Annotated in this window: 19 protein-coding genes and 1 tRNA gene; 15 read left to right on the top strand and 5 right to left on the bottom strand. The window is 40.4% G+C overall.

Annotated elements, in window-relative coordinates:
* The first annotated feature begins 92 nt into the window (after nucleotides 1-92).
* A tRNA-Thr gene (locus H6731_04720) sits at nucleotides 93-168 on the top strand.
* A gap of 236 nt (nucleotides 169-404) precedes the next feature.
* Complete coding sequence (locus H6731_04715; protein ID USN51715.1) at nucleotides 405-1448, top strand: patatin-like phospholipase family protein; 1044 nt, start codon at nucleotides 405-407, stop codon at nucleotides 1446-1448.
* Between the two features lie 131 nt (nucleotides 1449-1579).
* Here the strand turns inward: H6731_04715 and H6731_04710 are convergent, their stop codons facing one another.
* The 5 genes from H6731_04710 to H6731_04690 all read right to left on the bottom strand — a co-directional run bounded on the left by H6731_04710 (nucleotide 1580) and on the right by H6731_04690 (nucleotide 5497).
* A complete protein-coding gene (locus H6731_04710) occupies nucleotides 1580-3082 on the bottom strand; it encodes an aldehyde dehydrogenase family protein (GenBank protein ID USN51714.1) in 1503 nt (500 codons plus the stop codon).
* Between the two features lie 92 nt (nucleotides 3083-3174).
* The gene (locus H6731_04705) at nucleotides 3175-3825 is read right to left on the bottom strand and encodes a ribulose-phosphate 3-epimerase (protein ID USN51713.1); all 651 of its coding nucleotides are present in this window, start codon (nucleotides 3823-3825) and stop codon (nucleotides 3175-3177) included.
* Nucleotides 3822-4607, bottom strand: coding sequence for an alpha/beta fold hydrolase (locus tag H6731_04700; GenBank protein USN51712.1), 786 nt, complete (start codon nucleotides 4605-4607; stop codon nucleotides 3822-3824). The genes H6731_04705 and H6731_04700 overlap by 4 nt, the downstream gene beginning before the upstream one ends.
* 1 nt (nucleotide 4608) lies before the next feature.
* Nucleotides 4609-5061 (bottom strand): DUF2203 family protein, encoded by a 453-nt coding sequence (locus H6731_04695; GenBank protein ID USN51711.1) that lies wholly within the window; start codon nucleotides 5059-5061, stop codon nucleotides 4609-4611.
* A 43-nt stretch (nucleotides 5062-5104) separates the two neighbouring features.
* Nucleotides 5105-5497 (bottom strand): hypothetical protein, encoded by a 393-nt coding sequence (locus H6731_04690; GenBank protein ID USN51710.1) that lies wholly within the window; start codon nucleotides 5495-5497, stop codon nucleotides 5105-5107.
* Nucleotides 5498-5734: 237 nt separating this feature from the next.
* Here H6731_04690 and H6731_04685 point away from each other — a divergent pair, with 237 nt between their 5' ends.
* From H6731_04685 to trpA, 13 genes are all read left to right on the top strand, one after another.
* Nucleotides 5735-6184 carry a hypothetical protein gene (locus tag H6731_04685; GenBank protein ID USN51709.1) on the top strand — a complete coding sequence of 150 codons (450 nt, stop codon included), beginning with the start codon at nucleotides 5735-5737 and terminating at the stop codon, nucleotides 6182-6184.
* Between the two features lie 54 nt (nucleotides 6185-6238).
* Entirely contained in the window at nucleotides 6239-6607 is a 369-nt protein-coding gene (locus H6731_04680) for a hypothetical protein (GenBank protein USN51708.1), read from the top strand.
* 108 nt (nucleotides 6608-6715) lie between these two features.
* Complete coding sequence (locus tag H6731_04675; protein ID USN51707.1) at nucleotides 6716-7405, top strand: sigma-70 family RNA polymerase sigma factor; 690 nt, start codon at nucleotides 6716-6718, stop codon at nucleotides 7403-7405.
* A gap of 52 nt (nucleotides 7406-7457) precedes the next feature.
* Nucleotides 7458-7817, top strand: coding sequence for a hypothetical protein (locus tag H6731_04670; GenBank protein USN51706.1), 360 nt, complete (start codon nucleotides 7458-7460; stop codon nucleotides 7815-7817).
* 215 nt (nucleotides 7818-8032) lie between these two features.
* Nucleotides 8033-9352 (top strand): HlyC/CorC family transporter, encoded by a 1320-nt coding sequence (locus tag H6731_04665; GenBank protein USN51705.1) that lies wholly within the window; start codon nucleotides 8033-8035, stop codon nucleotides 9350-9352.
* Nucleotides 9353-9363: 11 nt separating this feature from the next.
* Nucleotides 9364-10632, top strand: coding sequence for a hypothetical protein (locus tag H6731_04660; protein ID USN51704.1), 1269 nt, complete (start codon nucleotides 9364-9366; stop codon nucleotides 10630-10632).
* A gap of 330 nt (nucleotides 10633-10962) precedes the next feature.
* Entirely contained in the window at nucleotides 10963-11976 is a 1014-nt protein-coding gene (aroF, locus tag H6731_04655) for a 3-deoxy-7-phosphoheptulonate synthase (protein USN51703.1), read from the top strand.
* Entirely contained in the window at nucleotides 11976-13547 is a 1572-nt protein-coding gene (locus tag H6731_04650) for an anthranilate synthase component 1 (protein USN51702.1), read from the top strand. The genes aroF and H6731_04650 overlap by 1 nt, the downstream gene beginning before the upstream one ends.
* Nucleotides 13544-14128 carry an aminodeoxychorismate/anthranilate synthase component II gene (locus H6731_04645; GenBank protein USN51701.1) on the top strand — a complete coding sequence of 195 codons (585 nt, stop codon included), beginning with the start codon at nucleotides 13544-13546 and terminating at the stop codon, nucleotides 14126-14128. Before H6731_04650 ends, H6731_04645 begins: the two co-directional genes overlap by 4 nt.
* Entirely contained in the window at nucleotides 14125-15141 is a 1017-nt protein-coding gene (gene trpD / locus H6731_04640; GenBank protein USN51700.1) for an anthranilate phosphoribosyltransferase, read from the top strand. The genes H6731_04645 and trpD overlap by 4 nt, the downstream gene beginning before the upstream one ends.
* A complete protein-coding gene (trpCF, locus tag H6731_04635; protein ID USN51699.1) occupies nucleotides 15131-16507 on the top strand; it encodes a bifunctional indole-3-glycerol-phosphate synthase TrpC/phosphoribosylanthranilate isomerase TrpF in 1377 nt (458 codons plus the stop codon). The genes trpD and trpCF overlap by 11 nt, the downstream gene beginning before the upstream one ends.
* Nucleotides 16497-17705, top strand: a complete 1209-nt coding sequence (gene trpB / locus H6731_04630) for a tryptophan synthase subunit beta (GenBank protein USN51698.1) — start codon at nucleotides 16497-16499, stop codon at nucleotides 17703-17705. The genes trpCF and trpB overlap by 11 nt, the downstream gene beginning before the upstream one ends.
* The gene (gene trpA / locus H6731_04625; GenBank protein ID USN51697.1) at nucleotides 17702-18511 is read left to right on the top strand and encodes a tryptophan synthase subunit alpha; all 810 of its coding nucleotides are present in this window, start codon (nucleotides 17702-17704) and stop codon (nucleotides 18509-18511) included. The genes trpB and trpA overlap by 4 nt, the downstream gene beginning before the upstream one ends.
* Nucleotides 18512-18584: the final 73 nt, after the last annotated feature.

Here is an 18584-nt window from a genome sequence, read left to right as displayed (position 1 = left end):
CTTAGATTGCGCTTGATGCAAACTCTGTTTGGCTTAGTTGAAGTGTCGCCTTGACAATTCTGCCCTACTTAATAATTGTCTGCAAGCAAAAAGCCGGCATAGCTCAGTTGGTAGAGCGACTGATTCGTAATCAGTAGGTCAGCGGTTCAACTCCGCTTGTCGGCTCCATTATTTGTTTGTTCTCCAAGCACCCTGGCGTTAAAAGGCCGTGGTGCTTTTTTAGATTATTGATAGCGATTGTTAAGGTCTGGAAGATACTTTGATTGAAATTGTCTAGCATCAATAGCGTTATCCAAGAAGGGTTTTAATAGTTCTTATTTTTTATAGATAAAATGCCATATTCTTCCAACAAAATCACCGACAAAGGATAAAACCATGAAACGCACTGGAATCATGGGGGGAGTATGCGGGCATTTTTTAATATATTTTTTTGCTGCGCGATTATTTTTGGAAGCAATTCTTGGGCAGAGCGACCAATTCGTGTTCTTAGTCTAGATGGTGGTGGAATCAGAGGCATTCTTGAAGTTATGTCTCTTACTGAAATTGAAGATGAAATAGGCAAACCAATAAACCAAATTTTTGACGTAATGGTGGGCTCATCCACAGGTGGACTGATTGCTTTGGCGCTCAGTATTGGTGATGAACAAGGAAAAGCTTTCTACAGTGCTCGATCATTGTTAGAATTTTACACAAAAATGGGGCGAGAAGTTTTTCACTCAACGGTGTCTCACAAATTATCGACAGGATTTGGATTGTGGGGACCAAAATATCAAAGCGCAGTTCTTAAAGAGCATCTTGAGAGAGTGTTGGGTGACACCATGATGAGTCAGGCGCTTGTCCCTGTTATAATTACCGGATATCACGTTGATGGTGAGACAGGGGTTGAGTTTAGTTCTGCGGATGCCAAAGAATTTCCTTTTGATAAAGATTGTCTTATGAGGGAAGTAGCACAGGCTACCAGTGCTGCTCCGGTTTATTTTGATTTGGCTAATGTAGAGTTTTCTTGGGGGACGCTTCATGGTGTTGCTGACGGTGGACTTTATCGAAATAATCCTGCTTTGATAGCCTATGTCAATGCTCACAGGATGTTTCCAGGCCGTGATATTGAAGTTTATTCTTTTGGAACCGGGAAAATTGGTGCAGAGGAATTGCAGCGAGAACTAAATGGCAGAGGTCTTATCAACTGGGTGGGGCCCATTTTAAAGCATTTTCAAATAGGCGATATCGAAGCTGATAATACTATGTTGCATAAGTTAATCAATGAAGATGGCAAACAGAATTTTTTTAGGGTTGATATAGATGTCCATCGAGATTTTCGTGCAATGGATAATGTTAAGCGAAAAAATATTGAATATCTTGTGAGGCGCGGCAACGAACTTACAAAAACACCTTTGTTCCAAAATATGCTCATGCATCTGAAGCAAAGTATAGATGAGCCTATGAAATGATCTTAACTTGGCTTAAAGAATTCCTAAACAGCTGCTGAATCGAATGTATATATTTTGCTACGGCTTAACAACGCTATTTTGATTTTCATGACAAGCTGAGTGCTCGAGCTTTGAGGCTCGAGCGATAAAAATTAGCGTTTACCCAAATCAATGCAGATGGATTTGGTTTCAGAATAAAGTTCAAGCGCTTCAGCGCCCATTTCTCTTCCCCATCCCGATTGTTTGTAGCCGCCAAAGGGTAAATTGGCATCAAACACATTGTAGCAGTTAACCCACACTGTTCCGGTGCGCAATTTTTTGCTGACTTGATGAGCCTTGGAAATATCTTTGGTCCATAAGCCCGCAGCAAGCCCATAGATTGAATCGTTGGCTTCATGGATAACTTCTTCTTCTGAGCCAAATGGAGAAGCGCATACAACAGGGCCAAAAATTTCTTCCTTGACTACTGACATGTCTTTGTGAGTTTTACTTAAAACCGTGGGAGCGACAAAATAGCCTTGATCATGATTGCTTTCTCCGCCTACTGCTTGTGCCCCTGCTGCCACGCCCGCTTTGATATAGTCAGTGACCCGTTCATGTTGTTCTTTTGAAACCAAAGGACCCATCATTGTGTCTTTGTGCATACCTGGGCCAAGCCTGATGCTTTGAGCTATTTTGCTAATGCCTTCAAGGGCACGATCATAAATTTTTTCGTGTATAAACAAACGTGATCCTGCACAGCAGCATTGCCCATGATTGAAGAAAATACCGTGCGCAGCACCTTTTATCGCTTGTTCAAGATCGCAATCATCAAAGATAATATTGGGTGATTTGCCGCCAAGCTCGAGCGATACTTTTTTAAGGTTTGATTGAGCTGCTTGTAAGATTAATTTTCCTACTTCAGTGGATCCGGTAAAAGCGACTTTATCAACGCCATTATGTGCTGATAGCAGTGCTCCGGTTGTTCCATCGCCGTTAACGATATTGACAACACCATTGGGAAGGCCTGCTTGATTGAGCAAGGTAGCGAGATAGCTTGCGCTCAAAGGAGTTTGTTCTGCGGGTTTTAGTATTACGCAACACCCAGCAGCTAAAGCTGGTGCAAGTTTCCATGCCGCCATCAATAAAGGAAAATTCCATGGAATGATCTGAGCAACGACACCTACCGCTTCACGTTCTGTATAGGCGTGAAAGAGATTCTTTTTTTGAAAGGGCACCGACATATCAACCACACGTCCGCTGAATTTTCCTGCCCAGCCAGCATAATATCTGAAATGAGCAGCAGCTAAGTTTACATCGGCAATACGGGCAATACTTAAGGGTTTTCCATTATCCAAAGACTCAAGTTCTGCGAGTATATCTCCATGCTGTTCTATAAGCTCTGCGATGCGCCACATGATCTGAGCTCGGCTTGATGATTGCATATGGGCCCATTCAGGAGATTCAAATGCAGTGCGCGCAGCTAAAACGGCACTGTCCACCTCGCTCTTTCCTGCCAAAGATACTTTGGTGAAGGCCCGAGCGCAGGCTGGATCATAAACCTCAAAAGTTTTTTCTTTGGAAGTGCACCATTCACCGCCAATAAAATGGCCATGCTCCTTGAGTGCAAATTCTTTTGCGGGGGTTTTCATCAGTTCAAAAGTTGCTGTTGTCATTGATTGCTCCCATAGTTGTACAAACTTTAGGTTTAGAAACTATTTTGCAAATATCTGCACAATAGTCTCTTACAGTCTTTTAAAATATTTTTTTAGGATTGTTTTAACGAATCGATTGCCATGGCATAGTCGGAAGAATTGAAAATATAGGATCCTGCTACCAACAGTGAGGCACCTGCCTTTGTACAGAGCGGTGCGGTCTTTTCATTGATACCGCCGTCAACTGAAATTATGCACGAGTCATTGTTGTGCTGAGTAAGCATTTTTTTTACACGAGTTATTTTGGGAACAACAGTTGGCAAAAAACTTTGAGCCGCAAAACCTGGATTGACCGACATAATAAGCACAAGATCCAATTGATCAATGACATATTCCAGTGTGCTTTCGTGAGTACTTGGGTTAAGAGCGACACCCACTTTGATATTTTTTGACTTAATATGCTTGATGGTTCTTTCTAGGTGGGTGCAGTTTTCCTGGTGAACAGTGATATAATCTGCTCCTGCATCAGCAAAAGCATCAATATGGTATTGAGGATTATCGATCATGAGATGAACATCCAAAGTTTTTTGAGTAATTTTTTTTACCGCACTTACAACCAAGGGGCCCATAGTGATATTGGGAACAAAGCTGCCATCCATTACATCTATGTGAACAAAATCTGTTCTTGCACTGCAAATGGCATCAATCTCTTGTCCTAAAATTAAAAAATCAGCAGATAAAATTGATGTTGCCACTTGAGTCATGATGGATTTCCTATTTTTTGGTTAAGAAAACGAATGACATCATCACAAAGTTTATCCCGATCAAAATCCAAACTGACAATATGCTTTGAGCGAGAATAAAATTTACAAAAAAGCGAGGTGTTACTTTTTTCTAGCAATAACTGCCATGAGCCACGAGTATCGATTGCGCTATCTTGTTCTCCAAAAGCCACGAACATGGGTGATAAAATTTTAGGAAGAGCATTGAGGGCTTGCAGTCTTAAGTCATCGAGTTGCATCATGCCAAATAACGACATTTCTCTATAGGAAGGACATTTTTTTTTAGCTTCAGGGTCAGCTATGTCGCTTCCTCCCGATAATTTTTTGAAGTGACTATTTTTTGGAAGCAGTCCAATATGTGCAAGCGAAATGGTAAGCTCAGCTGAAAGTTCGAGCCGCAGTGCACAGGAAAGCAAGAGCAAACTGTCAATTTTTTTTTGTGATTTTTTGCTGAGTACCAATGCGAGTAAAGCGCCCATAGATAGCCCACCAAGGATGATACTGCGATTTTGATCGAGTTGTGATAAACAGTCCTGGGCTTGTTTTAGCCAATCATCGGCTGTGACTGAGTCGAGGTCTGAAATTTTTGTGCCGTGCCCTTTTAAAAGCGGTACGCTCACCTGAAACCCACGTTGATTGAGCGATTGAGCCAAAGGCCTCAAGTCGTAGGGCGAGCCTGTCAATCCGTGAAAAAAAAGAACCTGAGGGCCATCTCCCGGTAAGTGGTATCCAGATTTAGTGACGAGCGGAAGTGGTGAAAGCATATCAATGTACCATGTTTGGTCCTAGTCTATCAGGCATGATGCTTTGGCGGATACCAACGTTTTCGTTTGGGTAATGCCAGTGCAGGATTTGCTCATCTGAACCGTGCCAGCACAAAAAAACTAGGTGTCCATTTTCTAAGGATGGAAAATCAATGTGTGGTGGAAAGAGAGATCTAACAATGGCGCCAAGCCGAAAAATAGCGTTAATCTCTTGTTCAATACGTCGATGAATTTGGGCTTTTTGTTTTTTTGATAATTTTTTTTGAGGATGTCCGCTGACATCACATAGTTGTAAGGTGTCGGATTTTTTATCAAAAATTGGGTGTTGGGTTTTAATTTTATGATTTGGGCCATCATATATCTTGCTCAGCAAAATATGGATGCTTAGGAAATGCTCTCGAACTAAAGGTAAAAGACCATTTGCTTCTTGTAATGTTACAGTTCTTAATATCATAGTTCCGTTTTATAGCTGTTGATTGCCATGTGACAAGCCCAACTTATGATGGTGCAGAATTTGGTTTGTTTTGGAAGCAAAAGCGTTCAAGTCCGCAGACAAATATTCCAACTCCAGAAAGCAGACATAAATAAAATCCGCCCCTTACCTCGATTAAATTTGTTTGTTTGGTTTGAGAGAGAAAGTCAAAAAGATTGAAAGTTGAAATACTCATAGAGCTAAAGCCATAAAATAAATACTTAAGGCTTGTTTTTTTTAAGAGTGTGGGAAGCAATAAAAGTCTATGTGCGTCATATGATTGGCGTTTGATGGATGCTACTTTAAGTACTTCAAAGCTAGCAACTAAGGAAAAAATAATGTGAATAATCCCTCCGCATCGCAAGCCAATCAGAGTAATAAAGCCAGAAATACAAAGCCATGGTAAAAAAATACTCAAAATCATAATCGCCGAGAAAAAAAATACGCCTACATCTGTTCGGCTTAAATAAGAAAAAGCATAGCAAAGTTCATCTAGAACAAAACTAATTTCTTTTACAAGCTGATCTAAGGTGTGTTTTCCCATCTGAATAAAAGTTGAGCAAAATATTTATTTATTCCAATTTTGATGCAACTTTTTTATTTTTTGTACGAAATTATTTAAAGACAATGAAGTGATGTACGAGGGGATACGAGTATGCCTACTAATAGTATCAATAATAGTTCTGCTGGGGGATCTCTTAGAGTGCACACCAAGGCTTCGCAGCCAAGAACGTCATCCAATCTCTCTTTTCAGGATAAATTTCGTTCAGGACTTCGATCGGGTATCGATTTTGGCAACAATGCAATCAGGCAAGTGATTAGACCAATACCTGGTTCGGCCGCTCTGTCGGCATCTATTTCGGATGCAGCATCAGCTTTAGGTAGTGCAAGTAGGCTTGGTGGAGGCCACTCTTCTGCAAGCCCAGGAGTGCCACCAATTGATGGAGATATAGATTCGTTGCAAGATGAAATGGTAAGAAAAAATCATGACATGCTTGAACAACAGATGAAAATATCTCATATCACGACCGTTTATAATATGGAGTCCAACCTCATTAAGGCCATGTTTGATGTTTTAAAAACTATTGGATCAAATGTTCGTTAAGAGGGTATTGAAAAGGACTTGTTCCTTGGATAGTCAGGGAGGATGGAGGTAGTTATGCCGATCGCAACTCGCCATGTTTCAGTGTCAAAGCCTATTTCATCACCTGAAAGAAAATCGCCTGCCCAAAAATCATCGACTGCAGTTTTTAAGGCTAAGTCGGGTTCCGCAGGCAGAGCTGCTCTTAGTAAAAGTTCTATTATTTCTCCAGAGCAGCTTAACAAACTTGCATTGGATTTGAAAAATAAGGTTATCGATCGAGAAGAAGCAAATAGACGCTTTGTTGCTACCGTGATCGACAATTCTCTAAGAAATAAATTAGGTGAGCAAGATAGAGAAAAATTAATGATGGATATCAAAGAATTTTTTTCTAATGATCAATCTTTTATAGATAAGCTCACTAAAAATTTGCATGATTTGGTGTAGCTAAAGATTTATTTAATTTTGTAGGAACATTAAAGCTCCAAAATGCGTTTGTGCCAGGTGCTAGGAAGACACGAGCTTGTACTCGTGTATTTGTTTGAGCGGACTGGTATGAATTTAGCAGAAAATCAAAGACAGCTCGTTGAGCAATATTCTGAATATGTGGTTCGTATAGCAAAGCAAATCAAGCGAACGCTTTCTCCCAATATTGAAACCGATGATTTGATCGGTTATGGGATGACAGGCTTGATTGAAGCTGCAGATCGCTATAACCCATCCGTGGGCGCAAATTTTTCAACCTTTAGTTATTATCGCATCCGCGGGGCTATTTACGATGGTCTGAGGGTTATGGGTTCATTGAGCCGCACCGAATATAGACGTCAGCGTTTTGAGGAAAAAGCTTCCATGTATATGGAGTCTGAATCACTAAGAACGCCTTCTACGGCACAATCAAGCCCAGATGATGAGCTCAATAAGATGGCTCAGAAAGTTCAGCGAATGGTAACAATATATGTTACCTCCCTGAGTGAAAAAGATATTCATGGCATTGCTGATAATGACTCTGAAAAAGCCGATGATCGAATGCAGCGTCTTCAACTTTACGAAAAAATGAAGGCCGCAATCGGAAAATTATCTAAAAGCGATCAAGAAATTATCAACGCTTATTATTTTGAAGATAAAAGTTTAGAAGAGGTAGGTAAGGGATTGGGGCTGTCCAAATCTTGGACATGTAGAAAACATGCCCGCGCACTTGAAAAACTTAGTGATGTTTTCTTTACCCTGATCAAGGACCCAAAATAAGCAACCTCTCTTTTTTGTAGCCGAAAGCCAGTATTGAAGGCGAGGTAAGACTATGGTTATTGGCCAAGTAGTTCACGCAAAAAAAACAGCGGTGGGCGTAAAATCAACGGGAGGCTCTACAAGTTTTAAAGAGCTTCTTAACAGCAAACAAAAAGAGCATTCCATCAAATCACAACATCAGGGTTTTGGAGTTGCTCAACCCCTCAAAAAAGTAATTAATGAGATGGTTGATAACCACAAGCTCACCACTCAAGCGCTTAAGAGCTCGCGTGTGCGCAGCAGTTATGCTCCAGAAAAACTTTTAAATTTTCAGTATAAGGTTGGTTTTTTGCTTCTCAAACAACAAATGTTTGCCAGAACAGCTGAATCTTGTGCAAGTACATTGAAAAATTTCACTCAGATGCAAGTTTAATAAGTATTTTATTGTGTTTATATCCATTATTTTTAGGATACATCCCTTTAAAAAATAATATGTTAGAGCTAATGAGTTAGCATAAATTGCTATTCACTAGATTAATCAAATAAATTGATTATAATACGGCCATACACGTGTTTGTGTGATAAATGAGGTTTTTGGGGGACAAAGATTCTGTAACCTCATAATATTTTTAGGGAAAAAACATCCATATGGATTCAGAGTTATCTTTCTTTATCTTTTTGGTTCTTTGTTTAGTAATTTCGGCATTTTTTTCGGCTCTTGAGACAGCGCTTACGACGCTTTCTGCTGTTCGCACCAAACGGTTGATTGAAGAAAGGTCCTATGCTGCACGAGCCTTGAGCCTCTGGCTTAAATATCCCAATAATGTTTTGACATCGATTTTGATTGGGAACAATATTGTCAATACATTGTCCGCCTCAATGGCGACCGTGATAGCTCAAAAGCTTTTTGCAAACTACGCTATCAGTTTGGCAACCTTTGTAATTACTGTTTTACTTCTTATATTTGGTGAGATCACACCCAAGACGTTTTCTCGCCATAATGCCGAAAAATTTGCTCCGATAGGCATGATTATTCTCTATCCTTTTTATATTTTGACGACTCCACTAACGTGGGCGTTGAGTATTTTTGCTGCCCGACTGGTGAAACTAGTGGGTGCAAAAACCGGGCAGCATGAGCCTTTGGCAACCGAAGAAGATATAGCCTATATGATCCGTCTAGGTCATGAAGAAGGTGTATTAAAGCGCGGCGAAGGCCAACTTTTACAAAGTGTCATTGAATTTAAAGAGACGGTTGCAAAAGAGGCTATGGTTACTCGCACTCAAATAGGTTCTTTTGAAGTAGGTGCAAGCTACGAAGAAGTGATGGAGCGAGTGATTGCAGAAGGCCATACGCGCTGGCCTGTGTATGAAAAAAATATTGATAATATAGTTGGTATTTTTCACGTTAAAGATCTTTTACGATGTAAAAATCTGGATAAGGAAACTAAAACTTTCTCTTTGAGGGATTTCTTGCGCCCAGCCAAATTTGTGCCTGATATGATGAAAATCGGAGCGCTTCTAAAAGAATTTCAAGCAGGTAAAGCACATCTTGCCATTGTGGTTGATGAATATGGTGGAACTGCTGGAATTATTTCGTTGGAAGATGTCTTAGAAGAGATTGTTGGTGAGATTCGTGATGAGTACGATGATGAAGAAAAAGAAGTGACTCAGATAGATGCTCATAATTATTTGGCCAACGGCCGGGCTAATCTTTTTGAACTAGGCAAAATGCTTGGCGTTTCATTTCCCGAGTCTGATGCTTTTGATTCCTTGGGCGGATTTTTAATCTCTACCTATGGACGAATGCCTCGTGTCGGGGCCAAAATTCATTTTGGCGAGATAACATTTTTGATCAAGGCAGCGGATGAAAAGAAAATAATTCAGGTTCATATTTTGCAAGGACAAAACAGACCTAAATTAGTTAGCAATAGCCAAAGCTCATCGGGCGATGAAAGAGCAGCTGCCTAAGGCGTGTTGCAATGATAGAAAAAGGTGACTCCTCCCTTTTGATGCAAAAGCTAAAATTGAGCTGGCGCAAAGCCCTTCAGCACCTAATTCAATTTGGGGGGTTTTCAGCTCACAATTCTCTCGAAATTATACATGATGGAGACCGTGCCTTTCTGGAAATTCACGATGCTTTTTTAAAATCTCAAGATTCTATATTTGTTGAAATGTATATTATTGCACCTGACCGCTTGGGGTATTGGCTTCGAGATACACTTATAGATGCAGCAGCTCGAGGTGTCAGAGTGACGGTGCTTTATGATTATATTGGTTCATCACATCTAAATAGTAATTTCATATCTCCCATGACTCATGCTGGTATTCGTGTTTTGCCTTTTAATCCAATTTGGCCGTGGCGTAGAAGAGGTCCATTGCTATTTAGGGATCATCGAAAAATAATTGTTGTCGATGAAAAAATTGCTTTTTGCGGAGGAATGAATATTAGTTGTGACTACGCGGGCATCAAATATGGAAACAACCGTTATCGAGACTCTATAGCGCGCATAATGGGACCAGCGGTAAAGGATCTGTTGGCTATTACTCAAGAAAGCATTATTGAAAGTGAATTCAAAGGGGTGGGCAATGGACACATATATTTGAGTTCCAAGCCTCCGCTTTCAATTTTTGATTTATTTTTTGAGCGTGTCAGAAGGCTCAAGAATCCACCTCTTGCGAAAGAACGATTAAGACAAAATCACGATACCTTAGTGCAGGTTTTGCGTTCAAATACGCGAATAAATCTTATGCACATTCAAAAATCTATGGAAGAGTCTGTCAATCGAGCGGTGCGTTACTGTTATTTTACGACCCCTTATTTTTTGCCCTACGGAAGCTTAAAAAAAGCCATCATCAATGCTCGGAGAAGAGGAGTGGATATTCGAATTCTTACCGCAGGGATTTCAGATGTTCCATTGATGCGTTTGGCAAGTCATCACGTCTATCAAAGTTTTTTTAATCATGGCGTAAGAATTTATGAAATGAATAAAAAAACTCTTCATGCAAAGATTGCCACTATCGATGGTATATTTTCTTCGATCGGTTCTTATAACTTGGATTATTGGTCGGCGAGAAGAAATTTAGAAGTCAATGTATCAATTTTGGATTCTCAAGTGGCTCAAGGATTAAAAGAACAGTTTAACGAGGATCTAAAACTTTCTGTAGAGATCGATCCACATAAATTTTCACTACGTTCATGGTTTAAAAAACTTGTTTGTTATCTAAGCTATATTTTGATGCGTTTATAAAATTTTTTTTGTGGCTTTCTGCAATTACAATATCAAAGCTGAGCTCAGTATTTTACTTTTAAAAAAGTTTAATCCTGGAATTTATTTGAATTTACAGGCGTGCCTGCACGTTGATTAAAGTTTATTGACAAACAAGAAATTAGGATTAAGCTCTGGCACCATGAACAGTATATTTTTTCGACAATTTTCAACAAATCTTTGGTGGTGGAACTCCTTATTTGCTAAGGTGGGCCCGTTTGCACCTAAAATTTGAAAATACTGTAAAAACCAAGCGCAGCATAAAAAGGCCCACCATATCGGTGGGTTTTTTTTATTCAAAAAGGAGAAGTGATGATCATCATATTGAAACAGCATGCCACCAAAGAAGATGCCGATACTATTTTAGAAGAGATTGAAAAAACAGGTCTTAAGCCTTTATTTTTGCCTGGGGTGGAAAGAATAGTGATTGGGGCTATTGGCGATGAACGTTTGCTCAATGAAAAACATTTTGAAAATTTTCCACAGGTAGAGCAAGTAAAACCCGTCTTATCACCTTATAAAATGGTGAGCCGCGAATTTTCCCCTGCATCAACCATAGTAAAAATTGGCAATGTGGAAATTGGGGGTGATAATTTCGTCACCATTGCTGGGCCCTGTGCCATAGAGAATACCGTGCAGATGAATAAAGTAGCGCAGGCGGTTAAATCTGCTGGTGCAAAAATATTGAGAGGGGGTGCCTTTAAACCACGTACCAGCCCATACAGCTTTCAGGGCTTGGGGGTCGAAGGTTTAAAAATTTTGGCGTCTACGGCTAAGGAATATCAAATACCAACTGTGACCGAAGTAATAGAAACAGCTGATATCGATGCTGTAGAAGAATATGCTGATGCCTTTCAGGTAGGCGCTCGAAATATGCAAAATTTTTCTTTGTTAAAGGAGTTGGGCCAGCGCAAAAAACCAGTCATACTCAAACGTGGTTTAGCTGCAAAAGTGGAAGATCTTTTGCTGGCTGCTGAATATATTCTCTCCAAGGGTAATTCCCAAGTGATTTTGTGTGAGCGAGGAATCCGTACATTTGAAACCTGCACACGCAATACGCTCGATTTAAATGCAGTTCCCTATTTAAAAGCTACAACACATTTGCCGGTGATCGTTGATCCTTCCCATGGTACTGGGGTCAGAGATTTGGTTGCCCCAATGGCCTATGCCGCAGCAGCATGTGGGGCTGATGGTGTGATTATTGAGGTGCATCATGATCCAAAAATTGCGCTTTCAGATGGAAAACAATCGCTCTTTCCTGAGCAATTTAGCAGTATGATGCAAGAGCTTAGAAAATTTGTACAAGCAAGCGGAAGGACTATGTAGTGACAAGCGCAGAAACATCAAAGTATGCAAGGTTCATTAGAAGTGAAATTGATGGAGTTTTTGACCCTGTTGAGCTCATTCAATTACATGTTGAGGCTGAAGTGATTCTTTTGGAATCAGCTGATGTCATAACCAAACTTGGCGAAAAAAGTATTTTACTTTTAGAGCCAGCCTTGAGAGTCGAAGCTCGAAATAAAAAAGTTTTTATAGAGGCGCTCGAGCCTGAAGGCGAAGAGCTGTTGCCGTTGCTGAAAAAAAGTTTGGGTTCATGGCTTATAGAGTCGAGCAAAAAAACTCTGACTTTAGGTTTTTCGCCACTCTTTAATGAATTTGATGTCTTAGAAAAGATGCGCATGCCTTCGAAACTTGAAGTGCTGCGTGCAGTACTTAAAGCCATAGATGTCAATGAAAAAGATCGTGCTGCTTTGATGCTTTCTGGAATTTTTTCTTACGACTTTATCGATCACTTTGAAAATCTTTCACCAGCTCGAAATGATCACATAAATTTTCCTGACTATCTTTTTTATTTACCGCTTTCAGGAGTTGTGATCGAGCATCCATTGCAACGGTGTTCGATATTTTCTTGGACCTTTGAAGATAAAAATACTCAACTAAGATCCCAATCGCGTTTCAAAAAACTTGAACATGAAGTTAAAAATGCTGTTGAAAATCATTGTGCAAAAAAAATATTTTCTTCCCAAATCCATTGTCTTGATAGAAATACTTTTGCTGTAGATGTCAATGATCAAGAATTTGGAAAGATGATAGAGCAATGCAAAGAATATATCGATAAAGGTGATGTCTATCAGATTGTTCCTTCACGAACTTTTTTTAGAAAAGTAGATAACGCTTTGCTTTCCTATCAGGCACTACGTTATTTAAATCCTAGTCCGCACATGTTTTATCTTTCGAGTAGAGAATGGACTCTGCTCGGTGCATCTCCTGAAACATTCATCAAAGTAGATCAAGGAGGGCGACGTCTGTTTATTCGTCCTATTGCAGGAACTCGCAGACGAGGTTTGGATAGCAACGGCATTGTTGATCCTGAGCTTGATATGCGTGAGCAGGTTTCTCTTTGTATCGATGAAAAAGAACTTTCAGAACATATGATGCTGGTAGACTTGGCGCGCAATGATATCGCTGGTGTTTCCAAACCAGGCACTCGTCGTCTGAGGCGTTTGCTTGCTGTAGATCGTTTTTCTCATGTTATGCATTTGGTCTCTGAGGTAGAGGGTATTCTAAAAAATGATTGCGATGCTCTTTTGGCGTATCAAATGTCGATGAATATGGGGACGCTGATGGGTGCTCCTAAAGTTAGAGCAGCCGAGCTGTTGCGACAAATAGAAAATTCAAAACGTGGTTTTTATGGTGGCGCTATTGGATACATTGATAAAAATGGTGACATGGATACTGCCATAATTATTCGGTCTGCACTGATTAAAGATGAGCAGGCATTTGTACGAGCGGGGTGTGGTGTTGTCTATGACTCAAATATTGATTTTGAAACACAAGAGACGCTTAACAAAGCGGAAGCTGTATTAAAAGCATTGGAGTTAGCTCAAAGATCATGAATATTTGCATCATCGATAATTTTGATTCTTTTACATTTAATTTGCTTGAAGAATTTCAGGGTGTAGGCAATACCATTCACGTTTGGCGTAATAGTATGGACAGTGCTGAAATAAAAAGGCGCCTTTTTGCTCTCGCAGTACCTCGTTTATTGGTTTTTTCCCCTGGTCCGGGGCACCCTGATCAAGCCGGTTGTATGAATGAGCTTATCAAAGATCTTGCCGGCCAAGTTCCTATGTTTGGCGTGTGCCTAGGCATGCAGGCGATGGTGAGCGTTTTTGGGGGGCAAGTAAAAAAAGCTCCTGATATCGTTCACGGGAAGGCTAAGCCACTTATACATGATGGTAAATTTATTTTTTATGGTCTTAAAGATCGTATAGCTGTTGGTCGTTATCACAGCCTGACTGCGACTGTGGTACCAGAAGAATTTGAAATTTTTGGCCGAAGCGATGAGTTGGTGATGGCGATTTCCCATCGAAAATATCCAATGATTGGAATTCAATTTCATCCAGAATCAGTGTTAAGCACGCAAGGAAGTCGTATTATTAAAAACCTGATCGATTGGGCTGGAGAACACTCATGAATGAAAAAATTTTGTTGAATGAGCTTATGAGCTTAAAAGATTTAAGTGTTGAGCAGGTTGGTCTTTTAATCGACGATATTCTTGAAGAGCGGATGCCTGCAAGTCAGGTTGCTGCTGCCTTAGCCTTGCTGAGTGCTAAGGGAGAAAGTGGGCAAGAAATTGCTATAGCTGCTCAAACTGTTTTGAAAAAAACTTTGCTGGTTGAACAACCTGATTATTTGTTTGGCGATGTTGTTGGAACTGGTGGAGACGGTTTTAATACAATTAATGTTTCAACATTGGCATCTTTGGTGGCGGCAACTGCAGGTTTTCCTGTAGCAAAGCACGGCAGTGTTTCGGTGTCTTCTCGATGCGGGTCGGCAGATATCCTGAGAGCGCTCGGCATCGATATTATGCAAGGTCCTAAAGAAGTGCGCCAAAGTTTGGATAAAAATAAATGGTGCTTTTTATTTGCTCCCAATTATCATCGAAGTTTCAAGGCAGTCAAAGATATACGTCGTGAACTGGGAATAAAAACAATTTTTAATATTCTTGGCCCCTTGGTAAATCCCTTGAGGCCGCCTATCATGTTGATCGGCGTATATGATCCAAAATTGCTTGAGCATTTTGCTGTGGCGTTAAAAGATATGGGTAGAAAAACAGCATTGATTGTGCATGGCGGAGGGCTCGATGAACTTGCCGTTCATAGCGTCAGTGATGCTGTGCTTTTGAAGGATAATAAGGTAGAAAAATTGTCTATTCACCCAGACGATCTTGGCCTTAAAAGCTTTGCTCTTGAGCAGATTCAAGGTGGTGGAGTAGAGGAGAATATTCAAATCAGCATTGATTTATTATCGGGCCATGCAGATGAGGCAAAAAGTTCAATTGTTGCTGCGAGCGCTGGTGCTTTGCTGTGGTTGGCGGGCAAAGAATCATCACTAAAATCTGGAGTAGGCTTAGCTTTAGAAATTATTAAGAGCGGTCAAACAATGAAGCTTATAAAAGAGTTACAGGAGCAGGCCTATGGCGCTTGAAGCAATCGTTGAATATAAGCATCGTTTTATCAATGAAAAGATTGAAGAAATAAAAAGCTACAAAGATTTTTTGCTTCCTAGTGCCAATAATTTTTTTCAAGCTTTAGAGCAAAGTCCTGTGGCATATATTTGTGAGATAAAGCAAGCCTCTCCCTCATTGGGCTTAATTCGCAAAGATGTAAATGTGCTTGATGTTGCCAAACTCTATAGTCCTTTTGCTGATGCAATCTCTGTACTGGCTGATGAAAAATATTTTTTGGGTTCACTAGAAAATGTCTTGAGCGTGAGTCACAAAAAATATGCTCCGCTTTTGTGTAAAGATATTGTGGTTTCACCTTGGCAAATTTATCAGGCTCGGCGTTATGGCGCCGATGCCGTGCTACTGATGCTTTCTGTGCTGGATGATGACAACTATCGTGCATGTGAAAAAATAGCCTGTGATTTAAAAATGGCCGTGGTTTGCGAAGTTCATGACGAAGAAGAAATGAAACGAGCGAATCAACTCAAAGCAAAAATTATTGGCATTAATAACCGAAATTTAAAAACTCTTGAAGTTGACGTAAACACCACAGAGCGATTGCTTAATTTAGCTTGGAAAGATGCCCTGATCATATCTGAATCGGGTTTCGCTACACATAGACAAATTTATCGCTATAAAGATAAGGTAAAAGGATTTTTGGTGGGAACATCTTTGATGCGCCAGGAACGCATTGATAGAGCCTTAAGAGAATTAATTTTTGGCCGTGTGAAAATATGCGGTCTGACCAATGCGTATGACGCAAAGATAGCCTACGACAACGGCGCGTATTACGGAGGTCTTAATTTTTCTCCATTATCTCAGCGCTGCATAAGCGTTGATGAAGCGCGCTCTATAATCGATGGCTCACCACTTTCTTATGGCGGTATCTTTGTTAATCAATCAGTGGATGAAGTCATTTCTATAGCACGAAAATTAAAACTTGATTATGTGCAACTTCATGGTGATGAAGAAAAAGATTATATCGCGCAATTGCGACCTGACTTGCCGGCAGATTGTGCAATTTGGCAGGCTATTCGTATTAAAGATCAAATTAATGTTGAGCCCAATTTAAACGTAGATCTTTATGTCTTTGATACCCATCACGAATCATCATACGGTGGGACTGGTAAGTCTTTTGATTGGTCAATACTTAAAAATATAAAAACTCCTTTCGCTTTAGCTGGTGGAATTAATCCTGACAACGTTAATCGTGCTGAAAGTATTTTTCCGTTGGTGATCGATGTTGCATCAGGAGTTGAAGAGAAAGATCCACGCAAAAAGTCTTTGCAAAAAATTAAAAAACTTTTCTCTAATTTAAGAAATAGCAAGGAGTTTTATGAAAGATAATGGGCGCTTTGGCCGTTTTGGTGGATGCTATGTCCCTGAAATTTTGGTTCCGGCTTTAGAGGAGTTGGAAAAATATTTTTATGATGCTCTTGAAGACGTAGGGTTTCAAAATGAACTTTCAGTTTTGCTCAAGCATTATGCCGGAAGACCTACACCTTTATACGAGTGTAGAAATTTATGTGCCGATACCAAAACGCGCATATTTTTAAAAAGGGAAGATTTACTGCACGGTGGGGCACACAAAACCAATCAAGTGATAGCGCAAGGACTACTCACCAAAAAAATGGGCAAAAAAAATATCATTGCTGAGACAGGTGCAGGTCAGCATGGTGTAGCGAGCGCATTGGTAGGAGCTCTATTTTCTTTAAAAACTCGTGTGTACATGGGAGCGAAAGATGTAGAGCGGCAAAAACTTAATGTTTTTCGTATGCAACTTTTAGGGGCTGAAGTTATTGCCGTAGAATCTGGTGAACAAACGCTCAAAGATGCGGTGAATGAAGCATTGAAAGATTGGGCTAAAAATTTTGCCGATACCCACTATATGATCGGAAGTGTGGTTGGGCCACATCCTTTTCCGATTATGGTGCGTGAATTTCAACGTATCATTGGCGAAGAAACCAAAGATCAAATGCTTGCAGCAATCGGTAGACTTCCTCATGCGGTGTTGGCGTGTGTAGGTGGAGGATCAAATGCCATGGGTATTTTTGCCGATTTTATCCCAGAAAAAAATGTTCGCTTGATTGGAGTTGAAGGAGGAGGTGAAGGAATTTTTAGCAATCACCATGCAGCAACTTTGCACGGAGGCACAGAAGGAATTCTTCACGGAGCTCAAACCAAGATTATGCAAAATGATGAAGGCCAGGTGATGGAGTCTCACAGTATTTCTGCAGGGCTCGATTATCCAGCAGTTGGTCCTGAGCATGCCTATTTGCAAGACAGTGGTCGCGCTGAATATGTTTCTGCAACAGATAAAGAAGCGCTTGATGCATTTATTCTTCTTTCGCAAAAGGAAGGAATCATTCCAGCCTTTGAATCGGCTCATGCATTGGCTCATGCAATTAAAATGGCTCAAAATTCGGACGAAGAACAGATATTGGTTGTCAATATTTCTGGGCGCGGAGACAAGGATATGGTTCAGGCAAGTCAGATTTTGGGAGATCATATTGGTCAGGTGCAAAAAATTGGAGTGAAGAAATGAGCCGCTATGAAAAAATGTTTTTTGAGCTTGCACAAAAAAATCAAGGAGCCTTTATTCCATTTGTGATGCTCTATGATCCTGATAGAGCTCAATGCAAAAAAATTATTAAGACTTTGATTGAATCTGGTGCTGATGCTTTAGAGTTGGGAATCGCTTTTAGTGATCCTCTGGCCGATGGTCCTACTATTCAAAAAGCTGGCCTTCGAGCCTTGCATAGCCGCGCGACTGTACACGAATCATTAGATCTTGTGCAAGAAATTCGCCAAGAATATCCAAGCGTGCCTATTGGAATTTTGACCTACGCTAATCTTATTTTTAAAAATTCCTTGGATTGGTTTTATGCTCATGCTCGTGATTGCGGAGTGGACTCAGTACTGGTTGCTGATGTTCCCATTCTAGAAATAAAACCTTTTTATGAAGCCGCTATCAAACACGGAGTCGATCCTGTGTTGGTTGCGCCCATCAACATGCCTCATGAACGCTTAAAAGATGTAGAGCATTACGGCAGAGGATATACCTATGTCGTTACGAGAGAAGGAGTTACGGGTGCAGACGAAAAAATTAATTTTCACCACAAAGATTTTTTACGAGCCTTAAAAAATGCTGGTGCACCTCCAGCTATTTTTGGTTTTGGTATTTCTAGTCCCGAACACGTTTCACAAGCTCTGAAACAAGGAGCGCAAGGTGTTATTAGCGGATCAAAGATAGTTTCTCTCATAGAGGGAAATTTAAACTCGCCAGAGCACATGCTCGATGAGCTTGCACTTTTTGTTAAAGCAATGAAGGCAGCCACAAAATTGGCGTAATCCTTGGAGATTATTTGGAAGATAATTTTTGGGGGCCACTGTCACTTGTCATCCCCGCGCAGGCAGGGATGGC

This window comes from Myxococcales bacterium (genome assembly GCA_023898405.1).
Classification (GTDB): domain Bacteria; phylum Myxococcota; class UBA727; order UBA727; family JABDBI01.
Note: the sequence above shows the minus strand (reverse complement) of the source record. Positions and strands in the feature narration are given on the sequence as shown.

Coding starts and splice junctions, on each gene's coding strand:
- H6731_04695 (USN51711.1), bottom strand. CDS start 5,061: ATGATATTAAGAACTGTAACATTACAAGAAGCAAATGGTCTTTTACCT.
- H6731_04680 (USN51708.1), top strand. CDS start 6,239: ATGCCGATCGCAACTCGCCATGTTTCAGTGTCAAAGCCTATTTCATCA.
- H6731_04645 (USN51701.1), top strand. CDS start 13,544: ATGAATATTTGCATCATCGATAATTTTGATTCTTTTACATTTAATTTG.
- aroF (USN51703.1), top strand. CDS start 10,963: ATGATCATCATATTGAAACAGCATGCCACCAAAGAAGATGCCGATACT.
- H6731_04715 (USN51715.1), top strand. CDS start 405: ATGCGGGCATTTTTTAATATATTTTTTTGCTGCGCGATTATTTTTGGA.
- H6731_04705 (USN51713.1), bottom strand. CDS start 3,825: ATGACTCAAGTGGCAACATCAATTTTATCTGCTGATTTTTTAATTTTA.
- H6731_04710 (USN51714.1), bottom strand. CDS start 3,082: ATGACAACAGCAACTTTTGAACTGATGAAAACCCCCGCAAAAGAATTT.
- H6731_04665 (USN51705.1), top strand. CDS start 8,033: ATGGATTCAGAGTTATCTTTCTTTATCTTTTTGGTTCTTTGTTTAGTA.
- H6731_04670 (USN51706.1), top strand. CDS start 7,458: ATGGTTATTGGCCAAGTAGTTCACGCAAAAAAAACAGCGGTGGGCGTA.
- trpA (USN51697.1), top strand. CDS start 17,702: ATGAGCCGCTATGAAAAAATGTTTTTTGAGCTTGCACAAAAAAATCAA.
- H6731_04675 (USN51707.1), top strand. CDS start 6,716: ATGAATTTAGCAGAAAATCAAAGACAGCTCGTTGAGCAATATTCTGAA.
- trpCF (USN51699.1), top strand. CDS start 15,131: ATGGCGCTTGAAGCAATCGTTGAATATAAGCATCGTTTTATCAATGAA.
- trpD (USN51700.1), top strand. CDS start 14,125: ATGAATGAAAAAATTTTGTTGAATGAGCTTATGAGCTTAAAAGATTTA.
- H6731_04700 (USN51712.1), bottom strand. CDS start 4,607: ATGCTTTCACCACTTCCGCTCGTCACTAAATCTGGATACCACTTACCG.
- trpB (USN51698.1), top strand. CDS start 16,497: ATGAAAGATAATGGGCGCTTTGGCCGTTTTGGTGGATGCTATGTCCCT.
- H6731_04685 (USN51709.1), top strand. CDS start 5,735: ATGCCTACTAATAGTATCAATAATAGTTCTGCTGGGGGATCTCTTAGA.
- H6731_04660 (USN51704.1), top strand. CDS start 9,364: ATGATAGAAAAAGGTGACTCCTCCCTTTTGATGCAAAAGCTAAAATTG.